This window comes from Clostridiales bacterium FE2011, from assembly GCA_017569305.1.
Lineage (GTDB): Bacteria > Bacillota > Clostridia > Christensenellales > Aristaeellaceae > Aristaeella.
On sequence record CP069418.1, the window covers coordinates 1,972,741 to 1,990,376 of the forward strand.

Here is a 17,636-nt window from a genome sequence, read left to right on the forward strand (position 1 = left end):
AAGAACTACGCTGATTGCAACAATCGTTCCGGTTTCCATAAACAGAGCGCTCCTCTTCCATAAACTGAATGAATTATATCACGAACCGCCCCGGGGTACAATCCCGGAGCGGTTCGTTCTGTTTCAGTCTGCGGTATTTTCTGTAATGGATGCTGATACGCTGTTTCTTTTGATCAGCCGCAGGGGGAAGTTGATTTTCCAGTGGCCGAGAATCGGAGGCTGGGTTACGTTGATTTCAGCAATAAAAACCTGCTCTTCTGTCAGACCGGTATCGATTGTGAAAACCTGCTCTCCCCATCCTTCTTTCCCGTCTTTATGCCAGTACATACCGGTGATTCCACCGGGCAGTTTGTCTTCCTGCCAGTATTTCGGGGACGTTCCGAAGGGGTTTTCCTCATCGGGATCCCGCAGGCTGATCCATACTTTCCAGGGATAATAACTGGCTGTATGGGTATCATCGGAGACCTCTTTGTAATCGAGATCCGTGTAGTGCACCTGCACATGCAGGAGGCCGTCGATCATGCCGATTCCTGAGAGGTAAACATTGTCTGTGAGTGGGATTTCCGGGCTGTTCTGCGGATCCAGCACGCGCATGGCTTCCGGGATGACCAGCCTGCTGTCCCCGACCCTGTCCATGGTATTGCAGAATCCATCATCCGTATATCCGGCGTTGGCAATGGCATTTTCCGGAACCGGCATGGATACGGCACGGTTTCCGTATTCCTTCAGCAGCGGAAGCAGGTCGACAGTGGAATATTGATGGGGCGTGATAAAATCGGTATAGGCTGTAATCTGTCCGTCTGTGGGCACGGAGACGGTATCAAAATGTATGGAATTAACAAAGTAGGCCTTTTTCTCTTTCTCAACGTAATATGCGGGCGATATAGTTCCGGAAGCCGAGCAGTTTCTGAAAAGCTGGGCGTCAATGTCTATATTGGCTTCGGTATGCCCGTTGATCCGGTTTCCTTCAAGATCCTGAAGGGAAAAGGTGACGGTCACATCCGATCCTTCCGCCAGGGCGGAAAGGATTTCCAGCCGGACGCCCTGATCTTCGCAGGTCAGGTTGACAGGCATCAATGTTTCTGCCAGGTCCGGCCAATACTTATACAGTAATCCATTAACAGTCTCGTTTGTGGCAGCCAGCGCGGTGGCCATCAGCACGATCATCAGCGCAGCCGCGGCGATGACGCTGAAGGAAAGCTTCTTTTTCACGATCTTCTCCTCCTGTCCGTGAACCGGGAGGGAAGAGATTGTTTCATGGATCTGCTCTGTCAGTTCCCGCGGGGGTGTTTCATACATTCTCCGCAGGTCGCTTTGTGTAAAGCGTTTCATGTTCTTCCTCCTCACTCAGTTCAATCTGTAAGATGTTTTTTGCCCGTTTCAATCGCGATTTGAGGGCGAACAGGGTCACACCCATGACGGAGGCAGCTTCCTTTGCACTGTATCCTTCCATATAAACCAGCAGGAAGGGCAGCCGCAGCTTTTCCGGCAGCCGTTCAACGGCATCCCGCAGTTCCCTCAGGCCGGCCTCCGGAACCGTATGATCCGGAATATCCGGAACGGGAACCGTCCGCCGGCGCAGGCGCTGGATGTTACGGCATTCGTTGATGACAATCCGGGCCAGGTAGGCTTTTTCGCTGCCGGGCCGGATGGAATCCATGTGCTGCCACGCCAGCAGGACGGCCTGCTGCACCGCGTCCTGGGCGTCCGCCGGGTGACGCAGGATACCCTGTGCCAGCCGGTACAGTCCGGGAAGCTGTTCCATGTACAGCTGCTCAAAGGAAACCTTGTTCATCAGGAAACCTCCGTGGTGAAGATCTTCATCTATAATACGTTTAAAAGCCCCCAAAAGAGCCATATCCTCAAAACTTTTTATAACAAAAACGGCAGGAATCCCTGCCGCCTGGAAATGTGCATTGCATTATGAATTATGAATTGTGAATTATGAATTACAAAAATCAGTCCAGTTCTTCCGCTTCCGGTTCCGCCTTCTTCGGCGCACCCATCCGCTTCCACTTGCCGGACAGCAGGTAAGCCGTGCCGATCAGGAAGGGAACCAGGCCGGAGAGCGCGTTGCCGTACCAGAAGCCCCGGATACCCCAGGCGAAGGTGACGCCCAGCAGCAGGCTCAGGCCGATGCGGGTGAAGATGCCGTCCAGCAGGGCAACCGCCAGGTTCAGTTTGGAATTGCCGGATCCGTTGATGAGGGCGAAGTTCGGCGGCCGCAGGACGCAGCCCAGATACTGGATCATGGCGATGGGAATATAGGTGATGGCCATGGCCAGTACTTCAGGATCCTGGGAGAACAGGCCGAAAAGCCATTCCGGTTTGAACAGGGTAATCACGGCGAAGACGGCGGCCGGAATCGCAACGATCCACATGGCGTGGCCGACTACCTTCGGCACCCGTTCCGTCTTTCCGGCACCCAGCGCCTGGGAAACCATTGCGCCGCCAGCGGAGGAAATGGCCTGGCTGACCACGCCGATCATGTTCTCCAGCTTCCGGGCAACGCCGGTGACGGCTACGGCCACCGTGCCGTAGGTGTTGATATAGGAATTGACGAACAGCATGGAGAAGGTGATGGCAGCGCTCTGGATGACCATGGGGATGCCCAGGCTCAGCAGCTGATTGATCACGTTTTTATAGATCCGGAAATGCCGGGGCTTGAAATCAAAATGGATCTGCTCCCGGTTTTTGTACAGCAGCCGCAGGGCAAAGAGGAAGCTGACGGCCTGGCCGATGACCGTGGCCAGGGCGGCGCCCAGCGGACCCATGCCCAGGGGGCCGACGAACAGGATGTCCAGGACGACGTTGATGACGGAAGCAATGGCAATAAAGATGAAGGGATGCTTGGAATCACCCATACCGCGGAGGATGGCGCTAACCAGGTTGTAGCCGTAGATGAAGACTACGCCCCACACGCAGGTAATGCAGTACTGGCGGGTGTATTCCCAGATATCTTCCGGTGTGTTCAGCCAGTTGATGATTCCCTTGTAGGTAAACAGGAAGATCACCATGATGATCACGGCCAGGCCTTCCAGCAGGGTGAACAGGGTGCCCACCATCTCGCCCACCAGGTCATGGCGTTTCGCACCCACGTAGCGGGAAATCAGGATCTGCCCCGCGTTGGAAAAGCCCATGGCCACGAAGGTGATCAGCATCAGCACTTCACCGCCGATGGACACGGCGGAAAGACCCTGTGTGCCGACAAAATTGCCGACAACGATCATGTCCACCATGTTGTAGACCATCTGCAGCAGGCCGGAAAGGAAAAGCGGCATCGAGAACGTCAGCAGCGTTTTCGGCACGCTGCCCGTCGTCAGATCCCGGATCAGTGCGTTCTTTTTCTCCATCTCAAACCCCGTAAAACTTAAAATTCAACATCTTTCACTATACCACATTTTCCCGTGAATACCAGAGACCAAATCACGGCATTTCGGGGACAAAAGTTATTCAAAAACAGCGTTTCACGTTGTTTTTGTACTGTATTTGTTACAAACCCCTTGACACCTTATTTTCCGCGTGCTACACTTCAGGCAATTTCATACAAGGCTGTGACGAAGACGGAACAGCAGGAAGCCCCACAGAGAGCCGGGTATGGTGTGAACCGGCGGGCCGAAGCTTCATCCCATCGCTTCCGAGCCGGAGATCCGAAAGGTTGATCCCAGTAGGCGTCTCCCGTGACTGCTGCGTAAAGGCATAGGACATGATAGTGTCTGAAGTGGTGTGCAAAGGCGCACAATTTGAGTGGTACCGCGAGCCAACATGGCCCGTCTCAAAAATGAGACGGGCCATTTATTTATTCCCGGCCATCCGATTCAGGCATTCTGCTGTATGAAAGACCAGGACTTACATACCTTGCATTGTAAAGAGAGGAGCGTTTCCAGATGACAACCAGGACTGACCTGAGCCAATTGAGTGCGGTTGCTTCCCGTATCCGTGAAATGCGGGAGATCATGGGCTGGACCCCTGAGGAAATGGCGGAAAAGACGGAGGTAACCGTTGCGGAATACCTCGATTACGAAGCCGGCCAGACCGACATGCCCTTTACTTTCATCTACAAGTCCGCCCAGGCTTTCAACATGGAGCTGACGGAACTGCTGGAAGGCCACAATGCTTTCCTGTCCACCTACACGGTGACCCGCCGCGGCAAGGGCGAAACCACCGCGAAGGAAGAAGGCATCGCCATTTCGAACCTGGCGCCGAAATTCCGGGATAAGGTGGCGGAGCCTTACTGGGTTCGCTATGAATATTCCGAAAAGCAGCAGAATGAGCCGATCCATACGACCACCCACAAGGGACAGGAATTCGACCTGGTGCTTTCCGGCAGCCTGAAGGTCCAGGTCGGCGACCATACCGAGATCCTGGAGGAAGGCGACAGCATCTATTACAACTCCTCCCTGCCGCACGGCATGATCGCCGTGAACGGGAAGGACTGCGTCTTCCTGGCGATGATCCTTCCGGTTGAAGGACAGCAGAGCGGCGCTGATTTCGCGGCCGTACCCAAGGCTGCCCGGTATGAGGGTCACCTGGTTGCCGAGAAGTTTATTGACGCGAAGGAGGATGAGCAGGGAAGGCTCACTTCCATCAGCTTCCCGAATCATGAAACCTTCAACTTCGGTTTTGATATCGTGGACGAGATCGCCCGCAAGTATCCGGATAAGCTGGCCATGCTCTATGTGGACAAGCATCATGAGGAGCGCCGCTTCACCTTCAAGGATATCAAGGACGCCTCCAACCAGTGCGCCAACTATTTCACATCCCTGGGAATCAAGCGGGGCGACCGGGTCATGCTGGTGCTCAAGAGGCACTATCAGTTCTGGTTCTCCATGGTGGCCCTGCACAAACTGGGCGCCATCGCGATCCCCGCAACCAACCAGCTGAAGGAGCATGACTTTGAGTACCGCTTCAACGCTGCCGGCGTCAAGGCCCTGATCTGCACGGCCGACGGGGACACTGCCGAGATCGCCGAGCGGGCCGCCGCCAAGTGCCCCAGCGTGGAAACCCTGATCATGGTCAACGGATCCCGGGAGGGCTGGCATGACCTGAATGCGGAATATCCGCTCTTCACCCGCCGCTACCGCCGTCCGGAGGACGCCTCCTGCGGCAACGAACCGGCGCTCATGTTCTTCACTTCCGGCACCACAGGCAATCCGAAGATGGCCCAGCACCGTCATACTTACGCCCTGGGACATTATGTTACGGCGAAGTACTGGCACTGCTGCGAGCGGGACGGTCTCCACTTCACCATTTCCGACACCGGCTGGGGCAAATCCCTCTGGGGCAAGCTTTACGGCCAGTGGCTGTGCGAGGGTGCGGTTTTCGTCTATGACTTCGATAAGTTCGACGCGGCGGATATCCTGCCCATGTTCAAGAAGTACAACATCACGACCTTCTGCGCACCGCCCACCATGCTCCGGATGTTCATCAAGGTGGACCTGGCCAATTACGACCTCAGCTCCATTCACCATATGACTACCGCCGGCGAAGCCCTCAACCCCGAGGTCTACCGCCAGTTCGAGAAGGCTACGGGCCTGCAGATCATGGAAGGCTTCGGTCAGACAGAAACCACGCTGACCATCGGCAACCTGGCCGGTACCGTGCCGAAGATCGGTTCCATGGGTAAGGCCAATCCCCAGTACGACGTGGATATCGTGGATCCGGACGGCAATTCCGTTGCCAGCGGTGAAGTGGGCGAGATTGTTATCCATACCGACAGGAATGTTCCCTGCGGCCTTTACCGGGAGTATTACCTGGACGAGGAAAAGACGAAGGAAGCCTGGCACGACGGCATGTACCACACCGGCGACACAGCCTGGCGGGATGAGGACGGCTACTTCTGGTATGTTTCCCGGATTGACGACGTTATCAAATCCTCCGGCTACCGTATCGGGCCGTTCGAGATCGAATCCGTCATCATGGAGCTGCCCTACGTGCTGGAGTGCGGCGTTTCCGCCGAACCGGATGAAATCCGCGGCCAGATCGTCAAGGCCTCCATTGTCCTGACCAAGGGCACGGAAGGAACCGAAGAGCTCAAAAAGGAAATCCAGCAGTATGTCAAAGAGCATACCGCACCTTACAAATATCCCCGCAAGATTGTCTTCCGGGACGAACTGCCCAAGACGATCTCCGGCAAGATCCAGCGCAACCTGCTGTAATCTCCGGAACAGAAACGGAAAAGGACCGGTCCATTCGGACCGGCCCTTTTCATTGACGCCTTTCAGCAGGCTTTATTCATCTGCATGGTCTGTTCCACAAACTCATCCATCGGCACGGGCTGGGAGAAGTAATATCCCTGCAGGTAGTCGCAGCTGATATCCTTCATGGCGCCGGCCATTTCTTCTGTTTCGATACCCTCGGCGGTAATGCTCAGGTTCATCCGCTTGAAGCCTTCCACCAGGGCGGGAAGCAGCATGTCTTTTTCCTTGCAGTAGTTCCAAACGACTTCCATGTCGATCTTGATGTTGGTGAAGGGATACTGGCGAACCCGGGAAAGGTTGGAGTAGCCGCTGCCATAATCGTCCAGGGAAAACTCAAAACCGTTGTTGTGCAGGCCGGTGATCTGGTCCCGCAGGAGCGAGAAGTCAATCATGCTCTGTTCCGTAATCTCCAGGTGGATCATCTTTTCATCCACATGATATTCCTTCAGGATTTCCGCAAAACGGGAAGGAACGTCACGGCTCATGAACTGCACCGGGCTCAGGTTGACGTTGATCCACTGGATGCCCATGGCTTCCATGTCATGGTCCCGGATAAACCGGCAGACCTTGGCAAGTACCTGCTCGCCCAGCCGTACGATATAGCCTTCCTGCTCCGCCATGGAGATGAACAGATCGGGCCGGATCAGGTTTCCGTTGTCATCCCGCAGCCGGACCAGGGCTTCCGCCGCGATCCGCTTTCCGGTTTTGCTGTCCATCAGCGGCTGGAGGAACACTTCCAGTTCATCCCGGTCCAGGGACTTTTCCAGGCACCGGCGGATCTCCAGCTTCTGGTTGATTTCATCAATGGAATCCATGAGGGAGCGGCTGGTATCCGGTTCGGCAACGCGGCTCAGTTCGTCCAGGGAAATCATCAGGGTGTTGACCAGCCGGTCGGAGGGACAGTTCATCAGATCCATATCCGCTTCCACAAAGGAAATGCCCAGCCGCAGTTCGCCGGCACCGGTTTTCCAGGGGCCGGTAAAGCGCTCGCTGAGCTTCTGGCGCAGCTCCGCCAGGTCGGGTTCGTTCTGTCCCACCATGGCGTAGGAGCCGCCCCGCAGATAGAAACTGCTCAGATGGGGGAAATTATCCAGCAGGTATTTGTTGATGCCGATCAGGGCGTCATCCATCTGCTTTCCGCCGAAAATTTCCCGGTGTTCATTATAGTTCTGGATGGTGAAACCAAGCACCCGGCAGGGTTTCTTTCGCTGCCAGCATTCGCCCAGCAGTGCGTGGAAAGCCGGAAGGTTATAGACATATCCCCGCTCAGAGAGGTAAAGATCCGGGTTCAGGAAGGAAATGAAGATCACCACGATGGCCATCAGGCAGAAGGTGTTCATGACCACAATATTCGGCAGCAGGAAACGGGCGACAATGCCGGCTTTCAGGACAACCTGGATGGCCAGCAGGCTGATGATTTCGTGAGCGCTCAGTTCCTTCAGGTGCCGGAGAATACCGATGGTGGCAAAAGTCAGGTAACAGCAGTCACAGGCGAAGATCGTCCAGTAAAGCTGCCCCTGGTGGAATCCGTCTTCAATGCGGAACAGCAGATGGGTCCACGGCGTAGTCAGCGCAATCAGCACGCAGGGAATATATACAATTGGAGCAAAGACACGCAGGCGTGACCAGATCAGTGACTTGGAGTCCAGCACGCTCACGGTGAAGACAAAGAACATATAGGAACGGACATATACAAAAATGAAATACAGCACATTGACGACCCAGAGCAGTTCGGACGCATGCTCCGGCCAGGTCTCGTTCAGGCGGAAGGAGGCAACCTCAAGGATTTCCGTGCAGATATCAATGACCAGAATGGCCAGGAATGCACGGTTCAGTCGGATTGGCAGCCTTGGACGGAAGAAGTAGTACCCCATGATGACCAGCAGGATCAACATGCTTGGAACGGTGAAGCTGTAGTTCATTTTTTTGGTTGCTGTCCTTTCCCCACGGGGGGACCTTTCTGCACAAATTGTAAAAACATATTTTGCCGGGTTTGCGTCAATCTGTGATTTTATCACGTAGAGCACTTGATTTGACCGGACAAATATAGCATAAGTTACATGGCTTGTAAAGAATTTTTTATGTATGTCGCTTAAAGTCTAAAGTCTGCTGTTTTCCATACATTTCAGCGCTTGTGATCGGTTACATGAAACCGGGTATATGGTATTTCAACCCATCAAATTGTATTATTTTCACAGTTGTCCTGCCATTTTTTCTATTTGCCATTTGCAGCGTTTTACAATATAATAATCATGCATACCTATTCCCATGCGGGAGTATGCTTTACATTTTCCTCCTGGAAGGGGACCGTTTCATGCACCGCAAGATGACAGAACAGGAAATCATCAGTTCGTTTGATGAGGCAATTACGAATGGCCAGATTTATCTGGTTTATCAGCCTAAATACAATCATTCAACGGGCCGTCTGATCGGAGCGGAAGCTCTTATGCGCTGGCGGCATCCGGAACTCGGGGAACAGCTCCCGGACGATTTCATCCCGATTATGGAGAATTACGGACTCATCCATCGGGCTGATTTGTTTGCCTTTGAAGAAATCTGCCGTTTCCATAATAGCTGCCCGAATTATATGCTGCCTATTTCCTTCAACATCTCCCGTCATGACCTTTTCGGCCATGACTATGTGAATGAGATTGAAGCGATCCGCAGAAGGTACGACGTACCCGTGCATTATTTCCGTGCGGAGATTACGGAGTCTTCCGCCATCGGCGGCTTTGACCTGATTTCCAATGCTGTGAAGCAGTTCCATGAAAAGGGTTACCTGGTGGAGATGGATGACTTTGGCAGCGGGTATTCTTCCCTGAGTATCCTCAAGAACCTGCCTGTGGATTTCCTGAAGCTGGACCTGCGCTTCCTGGCTGGGGAAGGCCTGGGCGGCCGCGGCGGCGTGATCGTCAACGCGGTGGTTCAGATGGCCAAATGGCTGAACACCCCGACGCTGGCGGAAGGCGTGGAAACCATCGAACAGGCTGACTTCCTCAAGAGCATCGGCTGCAATTACGTACAGGGTTACTTGTATTCCAAGCCGATTTCCAAGGAAGATTTCATGATGCTGCTGCTGGCGCATGATATTGAACCCACGAAGCCCTCCCTGCTGCTGATCAAGGCGATGGAAGCGGAACGCTTCTGGGATCCGGATTCCCTGGAAACCCTGATCTTCAACAACTACGTTGGCGCCGCCGCCATTTTCTCCTATGAAAAGGGCCAGGTGGATATGCTGCGGGTAAACTCCAAGTACGTCAAGGAATCCGGTATGAACCTGACGGAGCAGGATATCCTGTCTTCTGATTTCTGGGAACCTTTCTCTCCGGAAAACCGGGAGATTTACGAAAAGACTATCCGCAAGGCTATTCAGACCGGTATGGAGGAAACCTGTGAGACCTGGCGCACCTATCAGTCCAAGTGCTGCGGTGTGGAGCGGGTCTGCCTCCGCAGCGGCCTGCGTGTCATCGGCCGGGGCGGAGATCAGTCGATCATCTACGCCATTGTCCAGAACATCACGGAAGAAAAGAAAAACCTCCAGGAGATGAGGGACAACGACAAGCGCTTCCGTGCCGCCTTTGAACAGGCCAATATGTATGCCTGGGAATACAACATTGACACCCATGAAATGCGCCCCTGCTTCCGCTGCATGCGGGACCTGGGCCTGCCGCCTGTTGTGAAGAATTATCCGGAACCCGTAATCGAAAACGGCCTGTTCCCGCCGGATTACGCGGATATGTACCGTGAATGGCACAGAAAGCTGGAGGACGGCGTCGGAGAGCTGGAAGCGATCATCCCGCTGACGGTCGGCCGCATTCCCTTCCATGTGAGATATACCACCGAGTTTGATGAGACCGGCCATCCGCTGAAGGCATATGGTTCCGCCACGCTCGTGGTTGATTCCGACAAGGAAGATTCTGCCAAATAATCATCCGATTAAAGAGGGCTTTGCCCTCTTTTTTTTGTCCGTTTTCTGGTATAATGTTAATACAATCATACTGCAGGGGTGAACATATGAGGAAACGGCTGCTTCCGGTGTTGTCGGCAATCTTTTTCCTCATGGTCATAATGCATACAGCTTTTGCGGAGGAATCTATGGAAGAGATTATTATCCCGAGTCCCAACGGAAACGTCTTCGGCGTACTCCAGCTGCCGGAAGGAAAAAAGACAGCCCCTTTAATTATCCTTTCCCACGGTTTCGGGGGGAATCATACCCTGGATCTGAACAGCGCCGCATTCTTTGTTTCAGCCGGCTTTGCCACCTATAACCTGGATTTCTGCGGCGGCGGGTTCAACTCCAGGAGCAGCGGTACCATGCTGGACATGTCCGTGCTGACGGAAGCGGCGGACCTGGACGCGGTGATCGATCACTTCCGGAATGACGGGAGAATTTCGGATATTTTCCTGTGGGGAGCCAGCCAGGGCGGGTTTGTTTCCGCTTATGTTTCCTCCCGGCGGCCCGGGGATATCAAAGCGGTGGTGCTGGAATTCCCGGCGATCGTGCTGCAGGATGATTCGGAAAAACGGAGACTGCCGGACGGATCTTTCCCGGAAGTCAGCAGCATCATGGGGTTCAGGATCAGCCGGAAATATGATGAGGACGCCACGTCCTTCAACCTGTACGACCTGCTGCCCGCCTATACCGGCCCGGTGCTGATCCTTCACGGGGACAGTGATCCGATTGTTCCGCTCCGCTATTCGGAAAAGGCTGCGGAGACCTATGCGGATGCCCGGCTGATTGTTTATCCGGGACAGGGGCACGGCTTCACGGGCACGTCAAAACAGGATGCCCTGGCACAGGAAACGGCGTTCTTCCTGGAACACTGATATCCTGCCCGGGTAGAAAAATAACCGGTATTATTTGTCGCTTCCTGTCCTGTTTTATGATCCGACCGTATGATATGCTTTCCTCACGGTGAAGGAATCACCGATATGTACGGAAGGAGGGCATTGAGAATGTTCGGCATGGATAGGAACAGAAGTGTAGGCCTGATCATCGGCGTTGCCGCACTGGTTCTCCTGGCGGCAAGAGGTGCCCGCGGACTGCTGTACTGCGTCTCAAGAGCAAGCGGACTTTTCATCCTGATTGCGGTCGCGGCCCTGGCCTACGGATTCATCCGGAAGGATGGATAAGGAACAGCCGTAATATCGGAACCGGCTGAAAGGTTGACATATCCGGCGTCGGAAATGCTCCGGCGCCGGTTTCGTTTGTCCTTTTTCCGCTCATGAATTGCCCGTGGTCTGCTCTTTTTGTATAATGAATCCGCATACGGGGGAGGAATGAAAGATGAATGAGGACAGAAAACGGTTTATTGAGCTCCTGGCGGAGTCCGGTGCGGTTCAGTTCGGCGACTTCACGGCGAAAAGCGGCCGGAAAACGCCCTATTTCATCAATACCGGAAAACTGACGTACGGGGACCAGTTAGACCTGGTCGGGAAAATGTACGCGCAGACTTATGTGGAAAACATCGGCAGGGAAAGCCTCCTGCTGTTCGGTCCGGCCTATAAGGGGATTACCCTGGTGGCGGTGACGGCGGCAGCGCTGTACAGCCAGTACGGCGTACGGGTGCCCGTCTGCTTTAACCGGAAGGAAAAGAAAGACCACGGGGAAGGCGGCGCCATTGTCGGAGAGATCCCGGGAAAGGATGACCGGATTGTCATCGTGGAGGATGTGATTACCGCCGGAACTGCCATCCGGGAGACCATGGAACTGCTGAAGAATCTGGACATGGGCAGGGTGGAGTCGATTATCATCGCCGTGGACCGGATGGAAAAGGGCAGGGGAGAGCAATCCGCGCTGGCGGAGCTGGAACAGGAGTTCGGCGTGAAGGTTTTCCCCATCGTCACCATCCGGGAAGTGGTTTCCTACCTGCACAACCGGGAAATTGGCGGAAAGGTGTATATTGACGACGCCCTTTACGCCCGGGTGCTGGAATACCAGAAGATTTACGGGGTAAACAGCGGTGACTGAGCATCATATCCTGATCAACGGTATAGAGGTGGCTGCCCGTTACAGCGATCGGGCGGTGAATGAGATCTTTGTGCCGCTGCTGGAAAAGCTGACAGCCATGCAGCGCACGGCGGGAAGACGGATCCTGGTGCTGCTTGCGGCGCCGCCCGGAGCGGGCAAGAGCACGCTGGCCAGTTTTCTGGAGCGGCTGTCCCGGGAACGGGCCGGACTGTGCCCCGTGCAGGCTGTCGGGATGGACGGATTCCACAGGCGGCAGGAATACCTGCTGAGCCATACGACGGAGCGGGAAGGGAAAACGATCCGCATGGTGGAGATCAAGGGCGCTCCCGTGACTTTTGACCTGGAGAAGCTGCTTTCCGCGCTGCGGAGGGTCGCTGCCGGGGAAGTCTGCGGCTGGCCGGTCTATGACCGGCTGCTCCACAACCCGGTGGAGGACGCCCTGACGGTGGACGGGGAGATTGTGCTGCTGGAGGGCAATTACCTGCTTCTGGACGAGGAAGGCTGGCGGGACCTGGCCGCGTACGCGGATTACACGGTATCCGTCAGCGCGGGGGAGGAACTCCTGCGGAACCGGCTGATTGACCGGAAGATCCATACCGGCGTGGCGGAGGATGCCGCGGTCCGGTTTGTGGACTACAGTGATATGCCCAATGTCCGGCTGTGCCTGGCCGGATCGGCACCGGCGGATCTGCGGCTCCGGCTGGATGACCTCGGGGATTACCGGACAGAAGAAAAGTAAAGGAAAACGCGGCGTCAGATGACGCCGCGTTTATGGTTTGCGGATCATTTTATTCTTCTGAATTGGAAGTACGTGTCTGTTTCCGGTACTGGCCGGGGGTAATCCCGGTCTGCTGCTTGAAGAAGCGGATGAAGGAAGACACATTGGGCATGCCCACCCGGGCCCCCACAATCTGCACAGGTTCGTCAGTCTGCGACAACAGCCGGCAGGCTTCTTTTTTGCGCTGTGCCTGTACGTATTCCAGAACGCCCTGTCCCGCACAGCTCTTGAAATAGTGGGACAGGTTGGAGGGCGTCAGGCTGAAGCGGTCCGCCATAGCCTGCAGGGAGAAGATTTCGTCAAAGCAGTTTTCCTCAATGTAGGCTTTCATTTCCTGCAGGCGGTCATCGCCGCTGTCCGGCTGCAGGGTTTTCAGGGAGGCGCAGGTCTCATCCACAAACTGCTCCAGCAGCTCCACCAGTTCCGGTACCGTGTCGAAGGAGATCAGCTGCTCCAGCATTTCGGGCTGCACGGTGGGAGCGGGGACGCCCTGCTTTCCGGTATAGAGGGTGCTTACGGTAGTGTTCACCACGTCGAAGCAGACCATCCGGACGAAGTTGAAGGAAACGGGACCTTTCTGCAGGTTGTCCAGCAGGCGGTGCAGGAGGCGGGAAACATTCTCCGGATCCCGTTGCAGCAGGTACCACTGCAGCTGTTCCAACTGCTCCCGGGGATAGTTCTGCAGGGAGGAGGCGGTATCCAGGTCGGAAGAATATGTTACCAGGCAGCCGCTGCCCCGTACCAGGCGGAACTGCAGCGCGCGGACGGCCTGGGTATAAGCAGTGCCGATCTCCTGCGCTGAACAGGGGAGGCTGAGTCCGATGGAAACGGGCACGCCGCAGGCGTCTTCCAGCCGGCCTTTCAGGCTGTAAAGGCTGTCCTCAGCCCTGTCATCTTCAGCGGCACCGGGGAAGAGTATGGCGAAGCTGCCTTCTCCCGGCAGGCTGGAGCAGAGCACCGCGTCCTGCCGGCCAAAGGACAGGGAGGCGATGAAGACGTCCGCTTCCTCCCGCAGGGCGGTCAGCCGGCGTCTGTCACAGTCCAGCACGGCAACCCGGTATTGATCGCCGTCGCAAAGGGCCAGACCGTTGCGGGCAAGCTCTTCTTTCAGCCGGGTGCTGTATTCACCGGCAAGCAGCCTGCGCAGGCTGCTCTGCAGCAGGACGCCGCGGCTTTCTTCCAGCGCAAGGCGGCTGGAGCGGCTTTCCTGGGCCAGGGCATCCAGCACGGCCTCCACCTGGCGCATTTCATCTGTACGGCCGGTACGGGAATCACCGGGCTGCGGCTCATGGCTGCTCAGGGCTTTTTCGGTCAGCCGCTTCAGGGGTTTGTAATGCAGGTTGGAAAGGAAATAGACGATGGTGGCTCCCAGGATGGAAACCGCAATCAGCAGCAGGATCATCACCCGCCGCATATTGTGCATCGGTGCTTCAATCACCCGGGCGGGGATCAGCACGGTGTAGTCCCAGCCGACCACTGACGAGTGGGCGGAGGAAAGGAGGTACTTTTCTCCGCCGGCCTGGACAGATCCGTCGGCGGCCGGTTCTCCGGCCTGGAGGAACTCCTCCCGGGATACAGGACCGATGCCGAGCAGCAGCGCACCGTCAGAATCGGTAATCTGGACGCTTCCGCCGTATTCCTCGGTGACCCGGACGACGTTATTCCGGATCCGGGAGGAAGGAATCAGGTAGGCTGTGCGCAGCTTGGGAGTTCTCACGTTGCCGGAGACAGAGATGAAGAGCGTGACATATTCTGCTTCCTGCCCGCCGTACTGGCGTACGGTATCCGCCGGCCAGGTGATGATGTTTTCCGGTCTGTTCACCGTGGCGTAGAAATCTTCCAGTGTGTGGCCGGCATATACCAGCTGGTCGGAGAACAGCTTTTCCGGGCGGATCCGGGAGGAAGAAGTGAAGCAGTATTCCGTGCCGGAACGGTAGGTGATCAGGTAATCCGGCAGGGAGGATATGGAATGCAGGACGCTCAGGGTATCCACTGCTTTCCGGGCAGCCACCACGTCGCCTTCGTTGGTCCGGAGATTGACCACGGCGTTGTTCTGGATCATGTAGGAAATATTGATCAGCTGCTCCAGCTGCGTGTCCATGTTTTCCTGGATCTGGGTCAGCAGGCGGGTGCTGTTGTCAGCGATCTCCTGCTTGTAGCGGTCCAGCAGGAAGGAGTTGAAGAGCGTGAAAAGAAAGACGATCGGCAGAAAAAGCACGAGCGCGTAGGAAAGAATATAGCGATAAAAGGTAATACTTTTGCTTTTCATCTGCCTGGCCGCCTTTTTGTTGCTGAAACTTTTTCAGAACGTGTTCTGATGGAGGCATTATACCATTCCGGAGCCTTTCGGGACAATGGCGGGATAGGAAAAGCGGCGATGGATTGTCAGAATTGACGATTCAAAAAATGCATATTTTTATCCGCAAACCAGGTCAATTTCAAGAAATGAATATCATTTCAAAAAGTGAAGATTGACTATCTGGCATAAAACACATACGATTTTGACATCAAAAGAACCTGCCGGGGCAGGAAAACACAAATGCAAACAGAAAGGCGCGGTGGAAACGCATGACAACGCTGGCGAGGGATCCGGTCAGGGATCTGCGGCTGACTCCGGGACGGAGAAAGCTGAAAAGGATCCTGTGCAACTGGCAGCTGTATCTGTTCCTGCTGCCCGCGCTGGCTTACTTCCTGATCTTCCGTTATTACCCGATGCTTGGTTTGCAGATTGCGTTTAAAAAATACAGGGCGGCTAATGGCATCTGGAACAGTCCCTGGGTAGGGCTGAAGTATTTTGACCAGTTTTTCCGGGGACCCAATTTCGTCCGGCTGATGACCAATACCCTGATGATCAGCGTGGGAACGCTGCTGATCTCTTTTCCGGTGCCGATCCTGCTGGCGCTGCTGCTGAACCAGCTGCCTTCCAAACGGTATAAAAAGCTGGTGCAGACCACCATTTACGCGCCGCATTTCATTTCCACCGTGGTGCTGGTGGGGGTTATCTCCCTGTTTTTCTCTCCGCGCAACGGCATCATCAATCACCTGATCGCGGCGCTGGGAGGGGAACGGATTCATTTCATGGGTGAGCCTGGCTGGTTCCGCCCGCTGTATATCGGTTCGGATATCTGGCAGAATGCCGGCTGGGGCAGCATTATCTACCTGGCGGCGCTGTCCTCGATCAATCCGGAGCTCCATGAGGCGGCTATTATGGACGGCGCCAACAAGTACCAGCGGGTCTGGCATATTGACCTGCCCGGAATCCTGCCCACTGTGGTTATCATGTTTATCCTCAGCGCCGGTAAAGTCATGACAGTCGGCTTTGAAAAAGCCTTCCTGATGGGAAATAAACTGAATGTTTCTACTTCGGAAATTATCTCGGTCTATGTTTACCAGCGGGGCCTGCAGGAGAACCAGCCCAGCCTTTCCACCGCGGTAGGCATGTTTGAGTCGATGGTCAATCTGATTTTGATTACTACTGTGAACTATATTTCGAAGAAAGTATCCGATTCTTCACTCTTCTGAGTGTAAAACGGCGGAAAGGAGGGAATGCGCATGCTGCAGACAGAGCTGGCTGTGAAAAAACGGCGGGTTAAAGTAGGCGAAACCAGGGCAGACCGGGCTTTTGACATCATGAATTATGTGCTCCTGACGATCTGCCTTTTGCTTGTAGCTTATCCCCTTTATTTTGTCGTGATTGCCTCCATTTCTGATCCGGTGGACGTCAATGCCGGCCGGGTGATCCTGTATCCGGTGAAAGCGACGCTGGACGGATACAGGCGGATCCTGGAGTATCAGTCTTTCTTCACCGGATATCGCAACACCCTGATTTATACCGGCGTGGGTACGCTGATAAACATGCTGGTGACCGTTCCCGCGGCTTACGCCCTGTCCCGGAAGGACCTGGTGGGCCGTAATTTCTTCATGATGCTGATCACGTTTACGATGATCTTTACCGGCGGCCTGATGCCGACCTTCCTGCTGGTGCGCGACCTGAATCTGCTGGATACGATCTGGGCAATGGTCCTGCCGGTGGCGGTAAGCTCATGGAACCTGATTGTGGCACGGACTTTCTTCCAGCAGAACATTCCGGATGACCTGCTGGAGGCGGCCCAGCTGGACGGTGCGACAAACGTGCAGTTCTTTTTGCAGATTGTACTGCCGCTGAGCAAATCCATTATGGCCGTGCTGGTCCTTTTCTATGCGGTCAGTCACTGGAACAATTATTCGAATGCCCTGTACTATATCATGAGTGACGATAAGCGCCCGCTGCAGCTGGTATTGCGGAGCATCCTTTTCGAGAATTCCATGAATGACATGGTGGATGACGCCGCCAACCTGGCGGCCCAGATGCGCCTGGGCGACCTGATCAAGTACGGGGTTATCATCGCGTCCTCCCTGCCGCTGCTGATCCTCTATCCCTTCCTGCAAAGATACTTCATTCAGGGGGTAATGATAGGCGCAGTGAAAGGTTAAACCTTTCACAAAGCCTATCATTTGATTGGGGAGCGATCCGAATGGTGCCCCAGTGGGGTATTCGCCGCAGGCGAAAAAGAGGTGAGCGAGTCAACCGAAACGAGCAGTGCGAAGCGCTCCAAACGAGCAATGCGACGATTGAGGTTGCGGGGCGGTTAAAGGTTAAATCTTTCACAAAGCCTATCATTAACACTTCACTCTTCACTTTTCACTC

Annotated in this window: 13 protein-coding genes; 8 read left to right on the forward strand and 5 right to left on the reverse strand. The window is 55.0% G+C overall.

Translation table 11 applies throughout. The annotated features are described in order from the left end of the window. Window positions 1-123 precede the first annotated feature (123 nt). From JRC49_08915 to JRC49_08925, 3 genes are all read right to left on the reverse strand, one after another. Complete coding sequence (locus JRC49_08915) at window positions 124-1,332, reverse strand: DUF4179 domain-containing protein (GenBank protein QTE69927.1); 1,209 nt, start codon at window positions 1,330-1,332, stop codon at window positions 124-126. Further along, the gene (locus tag JRC49_08920) at window positions 1,292-1,795 is read right to left on the reverse strand and encodes an RNA polymerase sigma factor (GenBank protein ID QTE69928.1); all 504 of its coding nucleotides are present in this window, start codon (window positions 1,793-1,795) and stop codon (window positions 1,292-1,294) included. Before JRC49_08920 ends, JRC49_08915 begins: the two co-directional genes overlap by 41 nt. A gap of 163 nt (window positions 1,796-1,958) precedes the next feature. Next, window positions 1,959-3,353: an MATE family efflux transporter gene (locus tag JRC49_08925; protein ID QTE69929.1), complete on the reverse strand. Its 1,395-nt coding sequence runs from the start codon at window positions 3,351-3,353 to the stop codon at window positions 1,959-1,961. Window positions 3,354-3,887: 534 nt separating this feature from the next. Between JRC49_08925 and JRC49_08930 the strand changes: the two genes are divergently transcribed. Then, complete coding sequence (locus JRC49_08930) at window positions 3,888-6,158, forward strand: AMP-binding protein (GenBank protein QTE69930.1); 2,271 nt, start codon at window positions 3,888-3,890, stop codon at window positions 6,156-6,158. A 62-nt stretch (window positions 6,159-6,220) separates the two neighbouring features. Here the strand turns inward: JRC49_08930 and JRC49_08935 are convergent, their stop codons facing one another. Continuing rightward, window positions 6,221-8,122 (reverse strand): EAL domain-containing protein, encoded by a 1,902-nt coding sequence (locus tag JRC49_08935; GenBank protein QTE69931.1) that lies wholly within the window; start codon window positions 8,120-8,122, stop codon window positions 6,221-6,223. Between the two features lie 404 nt (window positions 8,123-8,526). Here JRC49_08935 and JRC49_08940 point away from each other — a divergent pair, with 404 nt between their 5' ends. The 5 genes from JRC49_08940 (at window position 8,527) to JRC49_08960 (ending at window position 12,910) form a co-directional block, all read left to right on the forward strand. Beyond that, window positions 8,527-10,128 carry an EAL domain-containing protein gene (locus tag JRC49_08940; protein QTE69932.1) on the forward strand — a complete coding sequence of 534 codons (1,602 nt, stop codon included), beginning with the start codon at window positions 8,527-8,529 and terminating at the stop codon, window positions 10,126-10,128. Between the two features lie 167 nt (window positions 10,129-10,295). Continuing rightward, complete coding sequence (locus JRC49_08945) at window positions 10,296-11,027, forward strand: alpha/beta fold hydrolase (GenBank protein QTE69933.1); 732 nt, start codon at window positions 10,296-10,298, stop codon at window positions 11,025-11,027. A gap of 129 nt (window positions 11,028-11,156) precedes the next feature. Next, complete coding sequence (locus tag JRC49_08950; GenBank protein ID QTE69934.1) at window positions 11,157-11,333, forward strand: hypothetical protein; 177 nt, start codon at window positions 11,157-11,159, stop codon at window positions 11,331-11,333. A gap of 154 nt (window positions 11,334-11,487) precedes the next feature. Further along, on the forward strand, window positions 11,488-12,171 hold the full coding sequence (gene pyrE / locus JRC49_08955) for an orotate phosphoribosyltransferase (GenBank protein ID QTE69935.1): 684 nt from the start codon (window positions 11,488-11,490) through the stop codon (window positions 12,169-12,171). After that, window positions 12,164-12,910, forward strand: coding sequence for a nucleoside/nucleotide kinase family protein (locus JRC49_08960; GenBank protein ID QTE69936.1), 747 nt, complete (start codon window positions 12,164-12,166; stop codon window positions 12,908-12,910). Before pyrE ends, JRC49_08960 begins: the two co-directional genes overlap by 8 nt. Before the next feature lie 49 nt (window positions 12,911-12,959). On the opposite strand, the gene JRC49_08965 is transcribed toward JRC49_08960, so the two are convergent. After that, window positions 12,960-15,218 carry a helix-turn-helix domain-containing protein gene (locus JRC49_08965; protein QTE69937.1) on the reverse strand — a complete coding sequence of 753 codons (2,259 nt, stop codon included), beginning with the start codon at window positions 15,216-15,218 and terminating at the stop codon, window positions 12,960-12,962. A gap of 299 nt (window positions 15,219-15,517) precedes the next feature. Here JRC49_08965 and JRC49_08970 point away from each other — a divergent pair, with 299 nt between their 5' ends. Both JRC49_08970 and JRC49_08975 read left to right on the forward strand, forming a co-directional pair. Continuing rightward, window positions 15,518-16,471 carry a sugar ABC transporter permease gene (locus JRC49_08970; protein QTE69938.1) on the forward strand — a complete coding sequence of 318 codons (954 nt, stop codon included), beginning with the start codon at window positions 15,518-15,520 and terminating at the stop codon, window positions 16,469-16,471. 30 nt (window positions 16,472-16,501) lie between these two features. Continuing rightward, window positions 16,502-17,422: a carbohydrate ABC transporter permease gene (locus JRC49_08975; GenBank protein ID QTE69939.1), complete on the forward strand. Its 921-nt coding sequence runs from the start codon at window positions 16,502-16,504 to the stop codon at window positions 17,420-17,422. Window positions 17,423-17,636: the final 214 nt, after the last annotated feature.